Raw genomic sequence first — 13,171 nt, forward strand, 5'->3', positions numbered from 1 at the left:
GAGAGAACATCAGTCACGATGTTCAGCCTTGGCTGAACGAGTTCACTCCTATTTAAAAAAATGAGTTCGAACTACGAATATCGAACCCCGAGTAAGAAAGGAAGGTAGATAATACAATGAAGAATAATTGGCGTTCTTTCCTGAGCGTGATTGTAGTTGCCATATTACTAGTTCCAACGATTTTTGCTCCTTTAGCTTTAGCAGGAGAAAGCAGTGTATCATCTCCAACTGTTGAGTCTCTGGCTATGCCCGAAGTGAGCCTAGAAAAAGCTATTCAAATTGTAAAAACCAACTTTGACGTCCCAACTCAATATACGGATTTCAGTTCTTCTTACAACACGTATGATGGACGTCAAGTATGGGCTTTGCGTTGGAATGGTACAGCAGAACGACCAGGAGAGTTCGCTGCAGAGGTTAATGCCATAAACGGAGATATTGTAAGTATGAACTATTGGAAGAATGAAGATCAATTGGCCAATAGTCCGTCAGTCCCTACCATTACTAAGGCCGAAGCTCAAGAAATCAGCAACAAGTTACTAAGCCGTTTATTGGGCAAGCGAACCGAGGAATTAAGCTTAATTCCAAGTGAATTAGAGATAGTACCCCTAAACTACGGTCCTTTCAATTTTTCTCTCCAATATCAACGACTAATTAACGGTATACCTTTTCTTAGCAATGGAGCCAATGTGCAAGTATCAAGTACAGATGGGCACATCACTTCTTATAATCTCAACTGGAACGATGTAAAAGCGCCTGAAGTAAAAGGTGTGATCAGTGTTGATCAAGCGCAACAGGCGTTTGTTGCGGCACCATTCTTTAAACTCCAGTACTGGATTCCGGCGTCCTATAGACCTATGCTTGCAGGGCAAAAGCAGGAAGCTAAACTTGTGTATCAATTAAGAGGGGAAAACAATGGAGGCGCAATTGATGCTTTAACGGGCTTGCCACTTCAATTAAAACAAGGAGAGTGGCTGGCAACAGATCAGGGCGGTGTTGGGGGAATGGGAAGCGCTAAGTCGGAAAGAGCCAATTCAGTTTCAGATGGTGCTCAAGTTCTGACCCCTCAGGAACAACAAGAAGTGGAACGTACTGCAAAGCTTCTCAAACAAGATGAGGCGATTGCTGCTGTGAAGCGCTGGGTTGAGATTCCAGATAACCTGACGTTACGCAGTGCAAATTTAAGTAAAGACTGGCGCAACGATGACAAACGTATCTGGAGCTTCGAGTGGAGCATTATCGAGACCGATACAAAGGAAGGAAACTCAAAATATATTAACGCGAGGGTTAGCGCCACAACTGGCGAGTTGCTTGGTTTTGCTATCTCTACTCAACAAAACGACAAGACTGAAGTTAAACTAGACCGGGCAGCAGCCCAAAAACTGGCTGAAGAATTCCTGAAAAAGGTTCAGCCTGAGCGATTTAGTCAAGTTGTGTTAGACCCTGAAACGGATCTAATATCTAAAATGAGTCCAGAACCATGGAATAATCAAGCTTTCTCATATCGAAGAGTGGTCAATGGGGTTGATTTTCCTGAAAATGGAATGATTATCAATGTCGATCCTGTGGCCGGCATAGTTACGAATTTTGAACTTAACTGGTCTGAATATGATTTGCCTGGTCTCTCAGGAATTCTCAGCAAAGATAAAGCTGTGGAATCTTTTCTAAAGGCACGACCTTTAACCCTCACCTATGTTCGTATCTATTCCAATGGAATACCGGGGGATTTACGCTTAGTTTATCTTCCGATTGCCAAAGACCGCAGTATTCCAATCTCTAACATCTTGGATGCAAAAAGTGGAGAATTGCTTGATTACCAGGGTCAGCCAGTAGAAAAGGGGCCAAAGCCATACAGTTTTACCGATCTAGCCGAAGTTACAGGAGCAGCAGAGATAACAGTACTTGGTCAAGCAGGGTTATTTGGCGATTATGGAAATAGCTTTAAACCTCATGAGAAGATGAGTGTTGCCTCACTGTTGCGTGCGATGTACCTTAGCCGATTTGGGTTATGGGGAAATATGGGCCTTACAGAGAAAGAAGTTATCAATAAAGCGAAAGAGCTAGGATGGTTAACGGAAGATCTTAAGCCTAGTGATCCAGTGAATCGTGAACTTCTTGCCAAAGTTTTAATGCGCTACATTCAGCTGAATAAACTGGCAGAACTCAAGGATATTTATCAAGTTAGTTTCCAAGATTCTGATCAAATCAGCTCAGATGCTCTAGGCTATGTCGCCATAGCCAGCAGTACTGGGATTATCAAAGTAGAGGGTCAAGTGTTGGCCCCACGTGAAACGGTAAGCCGTGCCGAAGCTGCCACTGCTCTCTTCAGGGCTTTAGGTTGGCATAATTAGTATTTGGCAATTGCAACTGTGAAATGCGAATAGCGAATAATTCACTTGTATAGTGCATCTGATCACTAATATATAAATAACCGTTAAGAAATAGTCTAGCCCCCGCGTTCAATTTGAAACAAGGGGGCTAGACTATTTGTATATGTGATAATAAATAAAGATATCTTAGAAAAATAAACCCAAGTCAAAACCCAGAAGTCTTTGGATAACTTATCGATGTTTTGGGTCTCATTGAGTAAAATTATTAGAACCTCATAATTCTGACATGAGGCAATTGGTAACATCGTAAAGTGAACGCCTATTATTAATAAGCTATGGTTCTCTTTAAACTTGCCTAAATGAATTGAAGAAACATTATAAGGATAATCATGTTATTGTTTACAGCTCAGGAAGGGAATGCAAAATATATGTAGAAATCATAATATATCAGCTCCGCGAGAGAAGGGGGCGAGCTAAAGTCTACCTTATTCTTGTTCCAGAAGTTAATTCTCGCCCTTTCATTACAGTGACCCAGCAAAGGACAGAAGTGTGCTTGATACTTGCAAATATACTTGCTTTACAGTTCTTGTCCAAAATCAAATTTTGGCCCTTGAAGAATGCTAAAAGCTTGTTGAGAAAGAAGGGGTTAATGTAATAACATTGTGTCCAGGATTTTCAGATAAGGATATAGCCCAAATATCTGATTTGGTTGGAGAGAATGTTGGAATATGCGTTACCCGTGGTGATAGCAACACCAACAAGATTATTGCGAGCCTAATGAACAGGGGTAATTATACAATTAAGAAGCATTATTCCTATATTGCGTACTTAAATGATACGGATGCTCAGGGGGCCGCCGTAATGGCGGCCTCTGAACTCTGATGCTTCTACCGTATCACCAAAAACACAGTGATCTCTTCTGTTCCGTAGGGAGGATTACTACCAGGTGGCCGCTGGATTTAACTCCTCTCGGAATGGGTCGTATTAATCGACATATTTGTCCTGATAACGGGGGGCCATACTTTCAGCATCTTCGCCATGTTTTCAACAATCTCACTCGCCGTCTCCCTGTATTTTTCCTTGATCTCTGGATCCGTTCTGTTTAATGCTGTGAGCATTTTCAGCAGCTCATTGTAGGCATTAAGCATGTTATCGCGGTGAATGTTGAATAGTGCGTCGGCCGTCATGACGGAGGATTTGGTTTCCGAGATTTTGAGCTTATTTTCCAGTTCTGCAATTTTCCTGGCGGATGGGATCTCTTCTTTGGCCGCCTCCAGCTCCCTTTGCTTTAACGTGACTTTTTCTTGCTCGGCCGAGTATTTCGACTTGTATTCCTTCACCTGTATCTCCAGGTCTTTGGCCTGAGTGGTTAATTGGGTGATTTCGCTGCTTTTCAAGTCCAGGTCTTTATGGAGGTCTTTTTTCTCTTGAATGGCCTGGTCTCTGTCCTTGACAGCTTGCTGCAATTCCAATTTGGTCATGTTCTCGACATCATGCTCCGCGATAAACTCGTCCCGCTCCTCTTCCGGGATCCCAAGAAGGATGAGCGCCTGGGTGTAGGTCAAATTCGTCACTAGTGACGAATTTGGGTTGCCGTCACTGTCGGAGGAGGCAAGCAGTTTCGTCCCATACTCTTCGAAGATCTGCATCAGTCTTTCGGCCGTTCGCTGGGAGTAACTGACCGATTCCTTCAACCACTTGCCCCATTCCCCATGCTTGAGGAGATCCTTGGCTTCCTTCAGTCGCCGGCCGATCTCGACGGCATTGGTAAGCAAGATTTTACAAGTCTGTTGTTTAATTGTATTGATTTCAGCCGCGATATCGAGCGGCGTGCGTTCAGTGATCAGAGTACTCATGCTGGTTACCCGTCCTTTTTTGTAGCTTTATTTACACAATATGTGGCCGGGCTTACGAAGGTGAAGGCTCGTTCTCAAAAAATTATCCGTGGCCTGACGGCCTCACTAGGGCTCTGCTCTGTCCCTGAGGTTTACCGATTTTGTTTGTGTGTTGTGAAACAATCAAACAAGAGCACATTCAGTGGCATCGCACTCCTTGCCAAATCTCACAAACCGTCAGATCGAACTTCAGCTTTGCCCTATTCCGCCTGTGAGTAAAAGCAAATTGAAGCGTAGCCCTGATACTTAAAATCTGTGAGTGTCAAATCTGTGCGACGAACTGTCCAACAACAGCAGCTCAGGGTGTTAAACGCTACTGACATATTCACTTGCCGCAGTTTCATATAAATAACTACTTTCCAAATTCTGAGAGAATATGAAAGTAGTAACCAGACCCCGAGAATACGCGGGACGTTAGACGACAGTCCTGAGCAGTCTTATTTGAGAGGAATGCAGTCATAAATATTGTAGTCAGTGGTTTGCGTATTATGAAGAGTATTAGAATGTAAAAGGGGCTCTTTTTTTGGAGGGGGTATCTGGTAGCTAGATGTTGATTAACAAAGGAGGTAACTATGAGTATTTTGCTTGATCCTTTCACAATAAGAAACCTAGAGATAAGAAATCGGTTTGTTAGGTCAGCTACATACGACGGTTTTGCTAATGAAAATGGTCATGTTTCCGATGCCCAAATAAAGCTTTTCTCAGATTTAGCTGATGGTGGTGCGGGTCTAATCATAGCAGGTATAGCTTACGTTCATTATACCGGCCAGATATCGCCACATCAGAACTCCATTGCGGGGGATCAATTTATCTCAGGATTTGAAAAAGTCACAAAAGCAGTTCATGAGCGTGGCGCTAAAATTGCTATACAACTTTTTCATGGCGGAAAAGAAGCTAAGTATCTGAAGACGAAAAATATTCTTCCTTTAGCCCCATCAATTGTTGACAATGCCCCTTATTACTCAGGTGAATATCGAGAAATTACAGATAGCGAAATTTGGGAGGTGATTAATGCATTTGGAGATGGAGCAATAAGAGCAAAAGAGGCAGGGTTTGATGCTGTACAGGTTCACGGTGCCCATGCTTACCTTTTAAGTCAATTTCTTTCACCTTTTACAAACCGAAGACAGGATCAATGGGGCGGAAGTCTTCAAAATCGCCTTCGTCTGCATTATGAAATATACAAAAACATTAGGAAAAAAGTTGGTGAGGATTACCCAGTATTTATTAAGATTGGGGTTCAAGATGGTTTTATTGGTGGTCTTCAGTTAGATGAGGGAAAAGAGTCCGCCAAATTACTTGCAAAATTAGGATTTGACTCTTTAGAAATTAGCCAGGGTTTAAGAGGTAAACGATATGAAGAGACTGAATACAAAGCCCATATTGATAGCCTTAACAAAGAGGCATATTATCGTGAGTGGTGTCGAGAAATTAAGAGCCAATTAGATGTACCGATCATGATAGTCGGTGGTTTAAGAACCCTGTCTCTTATGGAAGAGATTGTTCAAAATAAAGAGGCAGATTGTGTATCATTGTGCCGTCCTTTCATATGTGAACCAGGTCTTGTAAACGATTGGGAAACAAATGAACACAAGAAACCAAAATGTATTTCATGTAATAAGTGCGTTGACGCAATATACAAGGGAAAGCCTATAAATTGCATCCTAACTACACCACAAGTATAACTGTGGATAGCATAATAGTTACAATTTATGCTTTGTTTTACCGGGCCGTCGTCTAACTGAGTATTCCGGAACTTGGAAAAGATAGATGAATGTGGTTGGGGCGCGTCGGGAATTCTCGGACTTTATCCGAAACCGCTAGGTCTTTATTTGGAAAACCAGAGGCTTTTCGGGTTAAAATGAAACTGAAGGAGGTAATAATTTGAAGACTGGTAGTATAGAAGACCATGCCAATATCTTTTGTATTAAGTTATACGGCGTTGCTCTTCCCAAAGAAGGTCGGCTTGCTACGCTGGAAGAAGAGCGTAATATTCATAAATGGATCAGGAGCGTTAAGCTTGTAGATGAGGTAGAGGATGGTTCTTATGGGGAAGGGAAAATTGTTGTTGAGGTGATCCAAGGGAAACAGCCTGTTGAGATCAAAGCTATCGGGAGAGAAAAGATTGAAATGATAGATAATGTAGGTTTTCGGCGAGTATTGGAACATGTAGAAATGAAGGGATTACTCGATAAATTGAGTGGTTTTCAGTCGTCTTAGGTTGAAGTGAGGTGTTATAGACTTTATGAAAATTGATTTATACAGGCAGGTTCTTAAAGAGATAAAAGATTGGGACCAATACCTTTTAAACGAGTCTTGCCTTCCTGGACCTAGAGCGAACCTTGAATTGATAGAGGCAGTTGCAGAAGAAGGAACTGAGGAAAGATTTATGCGGTACTTATCTTTCGATGCAGAGAAAGCTCCATTTGGTTCAGCAACTGAATTTTTGCCTATTTGTGGTGTTGTTGGTTTAGGAAGTCTGATATCTCAAGGAAACATGAAACATTGTGGTCTCTTGCGTGCGTCTGCTTCAGATATTAGATGGAGGATCAGAGAAGGGGTAGCGTTAGCCTTGCAAAGGTTTGGCGAATCGAATATGGATGGGCTGTTAGATGAGATGCTAGAGTGGGCTAAAGGAACTCTGTTGGAAAAGAGGGCAGTAGTTGCGGCTTTGTGCGAACCAAAACTACTTAAGCAACCTAAAGAAATTCTAAGTGTATTACAAATTCTTGATAAAATTACGCAAGACATGTTAAACACCGAAAATAGAAAAGATAAGGACTTTAAAGTACTACGAAAAACATTAGGGTATGGTTGGAGTGTTGCAGTGGTATCTGATCCTGAGAATGGAAAAAAGCTAATGGAAAAATGGTTTGTAAATGAGGATAAAGATATTAGGTGGATGATGAAGGAAAACTTGAGAAAAAAACGGTTAGTCAGAATGGATACAGATTGGACAAGAACTTGGAAATTAAATCTGGGTGTGGAAGAGACTTGTATATAATTTTTATAAAATAAATCGCGACTTGAACAACCCAAAATAGACCTTGAAACAAAGATCTTTTTATTCAAGGGATAGATAGAGACTCAATCATTATATTCAGGTCTTGCGAAACTGAAAAAGATCCTGTACTAAAAGAAAAACACCAGAAATCTACTGAAATTATGGATCAGAAAAGATTTCTGCTTGATCAAGTAGAAAAGATTTTAAGTAATGGAACATTTGAAGATAATAAAAGTATAGATATATGTTTTGATAGGGTTGGTATTTTGAAATTGGTACGGTAGTAAAGCACCCAATTATTTTAAATCAAATTTACCAGGACTTATACATAATTAGGAGGTTTCGGTTTGAGGTTCATTTATTATCTAAAAAAATTGAGAGATGGCTATGTAATTAATCAAGTGAAGCATATTGAGTTACCTTTATTTAAACCATCGTCAACTGTTAGAAAAAGGTTGATATTTTCTGGAAGAGTGCAGAAGGTAGGGTTTAGATTAGAAGTATATGAATTAGCGAAACGGCTGAACTTAACTGGCTGGGTTAAAAATAGAAATGATAAAAATGTTGAGAGTGAAGTACAGGGAGAAAATGAGAAAATTAATTTCCTAATAAAATATTTAAAAACATTAAAAAGAGCATCTGTTCGTGATGTGGCAATAAACGAAATGCCGATTGTAGATGATGAGACAGATTTTGCGGTGATAAAGGAATGGTTTTAATTCGCAATTTACTTATATAGAGTACATAATTACGTAGCTCAAGGGTCCGGCGTCCATGGCGGTCTCTGAATCTGGAGGCGTATTCTTTATTTAATCAAAGTTGACGAATCTGCCAAAGTGCTTTAAATATCCTATAACGGCAAAGTCGTAGGTCAAAAGGCAGAAGAAGAGGACATGCTAATAATTCATTCGGGAATGTATATAGTTTTCTGTAGGAGGTGGGGTTTTGTGAAAAGATTAAGATTTATTGCAAAAATCATATTCGTGATTTCTATTCCTTTTATTCTAAAAGCATTAGATCTTTACAATAGATTTTATCACGAGGTATGGGATGGAGATGGGATAGGCCTGTACTTTTTTGGTATTGAAATCAATGATAAGCTTCCTTATGGACAAATACATTCTATCTCTGGAGTTTCTTAGCAATTGGGATATTATTAATCATATTTTCTGTTATTTTATTTATTAGAACGAAAAGACCTAAAGAGTATTGATGTTTTCTAAGACCACATTAGAACATCAAAAGTAAGTTTTTTCGCTATTGAGTGAAGAGGATTTGGGGTGCGACGTCCTGCGGCCTCTAAATTAGAGCATGGCGAACTCTGGAAAATATGCTATATTGGATCGCTTCGGGTATTCGGTTCGATGAACATACAGGGCGGAAGGAAGAAAAGGAATTTCTGTTTAATTGTAGAAGTAACTAAATATCTGGGTGGCTCAAAGAGACCACTTATTATAACGGGGGATTCCTGACCTTAGCCAAAATGGATGTAATATGGCGTCGGGAATCCCTAAAACGTTATCTGTAATGGCTGAAGAAATATTCTTTGATACTGTGAACGAATGAGGAAAATCTTTGTAATCAATACGAGATTTGCTTTTGGCAAATGAATATTAGTTTGGCAGTAGGGGTGTGGCGAAGTGAAAATAAAGAGAATTTACCTAGTGATTTTAATAGGATTTATCATCATGACCCAAGGAGCCTGCGGAAAACTAGCTAAAACAGAAGCTCGAAAATACATTGAAATCAATGAAGTTGTTAAAGAAGTATTCTTAACTGACAAAGGATTCAGCGATGAACTTGCTAAACATGTGACTAAGGAAGTCTTTAATAAAACCAACATCTACAATGCCTATCCGGTTAATTCTACTGAATATAAAAAACCTTTTAGCGTTGACTTTAGTTTGGCCGAAATTTCACAGAAAAAAGCCAATGACATCCTCAAGGTAGAAATGATCTATTCAGTAGTTATAGCTGACTATAATAGAAAAATTGTTGGTGGTTCTAGGGATGTAACGATTACATTCACAGTTCAAATGGTCGACGACGGTTGGATAATTATCGACAAGGAAGAACGGCCATAGTGTATTCACAGTCGTGTTAGAAGGGATAAAGAAACTGCCAGATTACGTCGCATTTGGGTGCGCCATCCATCATATGAAAGAGGGTTTGCAACATCGGAGAAGACATTTTGGGTAATAACCAGACGTCCCAAACACTCGGACCGTTTGACGCCATGCCTAAGATATGAAAGAGGAAGGGGAGCAAGTGAGAATACTAAAGATTTATCAGGTTGATTCATTTACTACTGAAAAATTTAAGGGAAATCCTGCTGGTGTAGTTTTGAACGCAGATGGACTTACTGATCAGGAAATGTTAAACATTGCTCGGGAAATGAACAATTCGGAAACGGCATTTATATTCAAGCCGGATGGAGCTGATCATGAGGTTAAGATCAGATATTTTACTCCGAAAACTGAAGTGCCAGTTTGTGGACATGCCACAATTGCTGCGCACTATGTTCGGGCACTAGAACATAAACTTAGCGCTTCAACAGTAATGCATAAGATTGGAATTGGAATTTTACCAGTTGAAATAATTAAAGAGAGCAGTGATTATTCCATATTAATGACTCAGGGTGAAATTGAATTTTATCCACCACTTGCTATGCAAGAAAGGGATAAAATCGTTAATGCCCTGGGACTAAAAGAGGACGATTTAGATCAACGATGCCCAATTCAAATTGTTTCTACAGGACATTCGAAGGTTATGATTGGAATTAAAACTAGATGTAGATTGAACGACTTGTTCCCAGATATGCAAGCATTAGCCCAAATAAGTAAAACGATTAACTGCAACGGCTATTTTGTTTTTACAATGGATTCGGAACAAAAGGATATCTTGACTCATGGAAGAATGTTTGCGCCTTACATTGGAATTAACGAAGATCCGGTAACAGGAAACGCTAATGGTCCCCTTGGGGCATATTTAGTAAAACACGGATTGGTTGAACATGATAAGTCTAACTTTTCTTTTAAGAGCGAACAAGGGCATGCAATTGGGCGAAGTGGTCTAGTAAACGTGATTGTTCATTTAGATGATGGAGAGCCTAAACAAGTCAAAATTGGGGGAAGAGCGGTTATTGTGTTTAAGACCGAGATTGAGATTTAAAAAGAGTTTAAGACAGAAGAGATGACTTTAATTTATAAGGGACAAGCTGAGCTGGCACAGAGTCTAACACGGTATTCTCGACACTTAGTAAAGATGAAAGTGGTTAGGCGCGTTCGGGAATACCTAAACGATATAGGCCATCTGGATGGTTCTAGATAAACGTGGGAGGAACATCATGGCAATTAGCGAGAGTTACCAAGAATATGTAGTAGACCAACTTAGAGTGTTAGGTCGCGTTACTGTTAAAAAGATGTTTGGCGGTGCAGGTGTTTACTATGACAGTTTAATTTTTGGATTACTTGCGGATGACGTCCTATACTTCAAAGTGGATGACTCCAATAGGTCGGACTATGAACGAGCGGGAATGGAACCTTTTCAACCATTTGCTGAAAAGCCCATGGTAATGCCATATTATGAAGTTCCAGTTGATATCTTGGAAAATATAGAACTGTTAGCTGAGTGGGCTAAGAAAGCTTTAATAGCATCTAGAAATAAATACACAAAGCCTAAAAAACAAAGAATTGGAAAGAGTGGTCAATGTTTTAAGTAAATACAAATAATCACATGTTCTGGGAAGATACTTTGCATTTTACAGACTCAGATATAACTTATTTTCAGTGTTGTTGTCATTGTTGATACTCTACTGATAATTTTAGGTAAACAATTGTTGATAAAGGAGCAAAAAATGTTAAATATACGTCGTGCTAAACCATATGAACATCAAATATTAACCGATATTGCAATTAAATCCGAGGCTTATTGGGGAAATAATTCTGATTATATGGATGAATTTAAGTCAGTATACAAGGTAACTGAAGAGTTTATATGCTATAATCCAACTTTTGTTATAGAAGATGATAATATTGTGGGATTTTACGGTATTTTGATAGATGACAAGGAAGTTTTCTTAGAATACCTCTTTATTGAACCCAAAAGTATAGGTAGAGGGTATGGAAAATTATTATGGATTCATTTGGTGAATACATGCAAATCTTTAAGAATTAAAGAATTTGTTATAGTTACAAGCCCGCAAGCTAAAGAATTTTATCTAAAAATGGGGGCAATACCCTTTGGAGAAGTAGAATCTCTTCTGAAAAAAGGACGTATAATTCCACGATTAATTTATAGTGGACTTGTGTAAATAGTGGCTTTAGTGAAAGGATGTTTGAGGGTCCGTCGTCCATGGCGGACTCTGAATAAGGGGTCGGTGTAAAATGGCTGGCAAGAGGGTTTAATGAGTCTTTTAAGGAGAGCAAAAAATGATTATTAGGAAATTCGAGCATTTCGATACTGAAGAATTAGTAGAGCTCTGGTACAACGCAAGTGTAATCGCTCACTCCTTTATTCCCAAGGAAATGTGGGAATCTCACAAAGGGGAGTTAAGGAATAAGTATCTACCAATTGCAGAGACTTGGGTTGCCGAGGAAAGTGGTTTATTAATCGGGTTTATTTCTATACTAGAAAATTACATAGGCGGTTTATTTGTTACGCCTACAAAGCAGGGATTAGGTGTCGGCACAAAACTAATCGAGCAGGCAAAACTAGAAAATATGCAGTTAAAAGTTGGTGTATATAGTAAGAATATTGATGCCAGAAGATTCTATACTAAAAACGGGTTTACATATTGGAGCGAGGAAGTTCAACCTGAAACAGGTGAAATCGTAATAAATATGGCATTAGACTAAGAACAAAGCACTTCAGTTAATAGGGATTCCAGACATTCAGAGTAATAGTTTAGATACTTTTAATACAGGATGTGCGAAAGCCCAACTAGATCGTTAAGAAATGAAGCCGACTTTTCAGCTGACCCAGTATGGTGTGATATTTGTAACTGTAATCTGTATTTATCTACTCCAATATCAGTTGAACTTAAGGAAGCGCTTGAATCTGATCTATAAAGTCGTGAACAAACTCGTTAATCAATATAATATTAAATTCCCTTCGGAGAAACCTATTTACAAAGAAGATTCTAATAGCAGAATTTGATGATCAGTAGACTTAGACTTATTTACAGGAGGACCAGATTTACCGTGAGAAATTTATGCTTGTCTTTATGCGAAGCTGTACTTCGTCTAACAGTGTATCCTGAAATCTGAGAAAATATGGATGTGAATAGCAGGCTCTGGGAGGCCTCGGCACAGGATTTTCTATGAAAGATGAGGAAGAATCACATGTCCATGCTGGGGATTAGAAAAAAATATTGTTCTAAGAGAACGTTTACCTGGTGCTGGGAGGAGGAATAAATGTGGCGGGTAAAGTTAGGGTTCGACCAAGCAAATCTCAATCTTTAACAGGAATGATTGGGGGAGCAGTTTTTGTTTTTATCGGTTTTAGTCTAATAGAGCTCATTGGTACGTTTTCATTAATGTTTACTATTATGGGATTGGTCATCGGCGGCCTACACGCGTATAATTTCTTTAGCAATAGAGGTATGACATCTTGGGAAATAGAAGAAGATCCGATTCATGCTACCGCATATAGAGAAAGAGATTTCGAAACAAGTCTACGTAAGCTAAATAAACTTAAAGAAGATGGGCTAATTAGTGAAAATGAATTTGAGAAGAAACGTATAGAGATAATGAAATCAGAATGGTACGGGTAAACGAGCAAATTGGATGGCGTTCTAGAAGTCGACCCTATAGGAGAATCAAGAATACTGACGGTGAAAACGAGCCGATCAAGGTTTCATTAGGCGGTTGGCTTTCTGCATGTTGAGGATTTCAAAGCTTTTCACAAGGTAATTATTGATTAATGTGATTGTAGGATATTGCGAA

Annotated in this window: 13 protein-coding genes and 1 pseudogene; 13 read left to right on the top strand and 1 reads right to left on the bottom strand. The window is 39.4% G+C overall.

The window, feature by feature from the left end; translation table 11 throughout:
- Positions 1-116: 116 nt before the first annotated feature.
- Positions 117-2,348: a YcdB/YcdC domain-containing protein gene (locus tag M8E35_RS14380; RefSeq protein WP_252469871.1), complete on the top strand. Its 2,232-nt coding sequence runs from the start codon at positions 117-119 to the stop codon at positions 2,346-2,348.
- A 618-nt stretch (positions 2,349-2,966) separates the two neighbouring features.
- Positions 2,967-3,209, top strand: a pseudogene (locus M8E35_RS14385) (DUF6506 family protein); the annotation flags it as partial.
- A gap of 77 nt (positions 3,210-3,286) precedes the next feature.
- On the opposite strand, the gene M8E35_RS14390 reads toward M8E35_RS14385, so the two are convergent.
- Positions 3,287-4,183 (bottom strand): DUF3102 domain-containing protein, encoded by an 897-nt coding sequence (locus M8E35_RS14390; RefSeq protein ID WP_252469874.1) that lies wholly within the window; start codon positions 4,181-4,183, stop codon positions 3,287-3,289.
- Positions 4,184-4,794: 611 nt separating this feature from the next.
- On the opposite strand from M8E35_RS14390, the gene M8E35_RS14395 reads away from it, so the two are divergent.
- The 11 genes from M8E35_RS14395 to M8E35_RS14445 all read left to right on the top strand — a co-directional run bounded on the left by M8E35_RS14395 (position 4,795) and on the right by M8E35_RS14445 (position 12,999).
- Positions 4,795-5,907, top strand: coding sequence for an oxidoreductase (locus tag M8E35_RS14395; RefSeq protein ID WP_252469875.1), 1,113 nt, complete (start codon positions 4,795-4,797; stop codon positions 5,905-5,907).
- A 199-nt stretch (positions 5,908-6,106) separates the two neighbouring features.
- Entirely contained in the window at positions 6,107-6,442 is a 336-nt protein-coding gene (locus tag M8E35_RS14400; RefSeq protein ID WP_252469876.1) for a hypothetical protein, read from the top strand.
- 25 nt (positions 6,443-6,467) lie between these two features.
- Positions 6,468-7,226, top strand: coding sequence for a hypothetical protein (locus M8E35_RS14405; protein WP_252469877.1), 759 nt, complete (start codon positions 6,468-6,470; stop codon positions 7,224-7,226).
- 347 nt (positions 7,227-7,573) lie between these two features.
- The gene (locus M8E35_RS14410; RefSeq protein ID WP_252469878.1) at positions 7,574-7,945 is read left to right on the top strand and encodes an acylphosphatase; all 372 of its coding nucleotides are present in this window, start codon (positions 7,574-7,576) and stop codon (positions 7,943-7,945) included.
- A 228-nt stretch (positions 7,946-8,173) separates the two neighbouring features.
- A complete protein-coding gene (locus M8E35_RS14415) occupies positions 8,174-8,368 on the top strand; it encodes a hypothetical protein (RefSeq protein ID WP_252469879.1) in 195 nt (64 codons plus the stop codon).
- 498 nt (positions 8,369-8,866) lie between these two features.
- Positions 8,867-9,310, top strand: coding sequence for a hypothetical protein (locus M8E35_RS14420; protein ID WP_252469880.1), 444 nt, complete (start codon positions 8,867-8,869; stop codon positions 9,308-9,310).
- Between the two features lie 163 nt (positions 9,311-9,473).
- Complete coding sequence (locus M8E35_RS14425; protein ID WP_252469881.1) at positions 9,474-10,397, top strand: PhzF family isomerase; 924 nt, start codon at positions 9,474-9,476, stop codon at positions 10,395-10,397.
- 175 nt (positions 10,398-10,572) lie between these two features.
- Complete coding sequence (locus M8E35_RS14430) at positions 10,573-10,947, top strand: TfoX/Sxy family protein (protein ID WP_252469882.1); 375 nt, start codon at positions 10,573-10,575, stop codon at positions 10,945-10,947.
- A gap of 135 nt (positions 10,948-11,082) precedes the next feature.
- Positions 11,083-11,538 (top strand): GNAT family N-acetyltransferase, encoded by a 456-nt coding sequence (locus tag M8E35_RS14435; protein WP_252469883.1) that lies wholly within the window; start codon positions 11,083-11,085, stop codon positions 11,536-11,538.
- 118 nt (positions 11,539-11,656) lie between these two features.
- Positions 11,657-12,082 (top strand): GNAT family N-acetyltransferase, encoded by a 426-nt coding sequence (locus M8E35_RS14440; RefSeq protein WP_252469885.1) that lies wholly within the window; start codon positions 11,657-11,659, stop codon positions 12,080-12,082.
- Between the two features lie 560 nt (positions 12,083-12,642).
- Positions 12,643-12,999, top strand: a complete 357-nt coding sequence (locus M8E35_RS14445) for an SHOCT domain-containing protein (RefSeq protein WP_252469887.1) — start codon at positions 12,643-12,645, stop codon at positions 12,997-12,999.
- Positions 13,000-13,171: the final 172 nt, after the last annotated feature.

The organism is Desulfosporosinus nitroreducens (assembly GCF_023897015.1).
Classification (GTDB): domain Bacteria; phylum Bacillota; class Desulfitobacteriia; order Desulfitobacteriales; family Desulfitobacteriaceae; genus Desulfosporosinus; species Desulfosporosinus nitroreducens.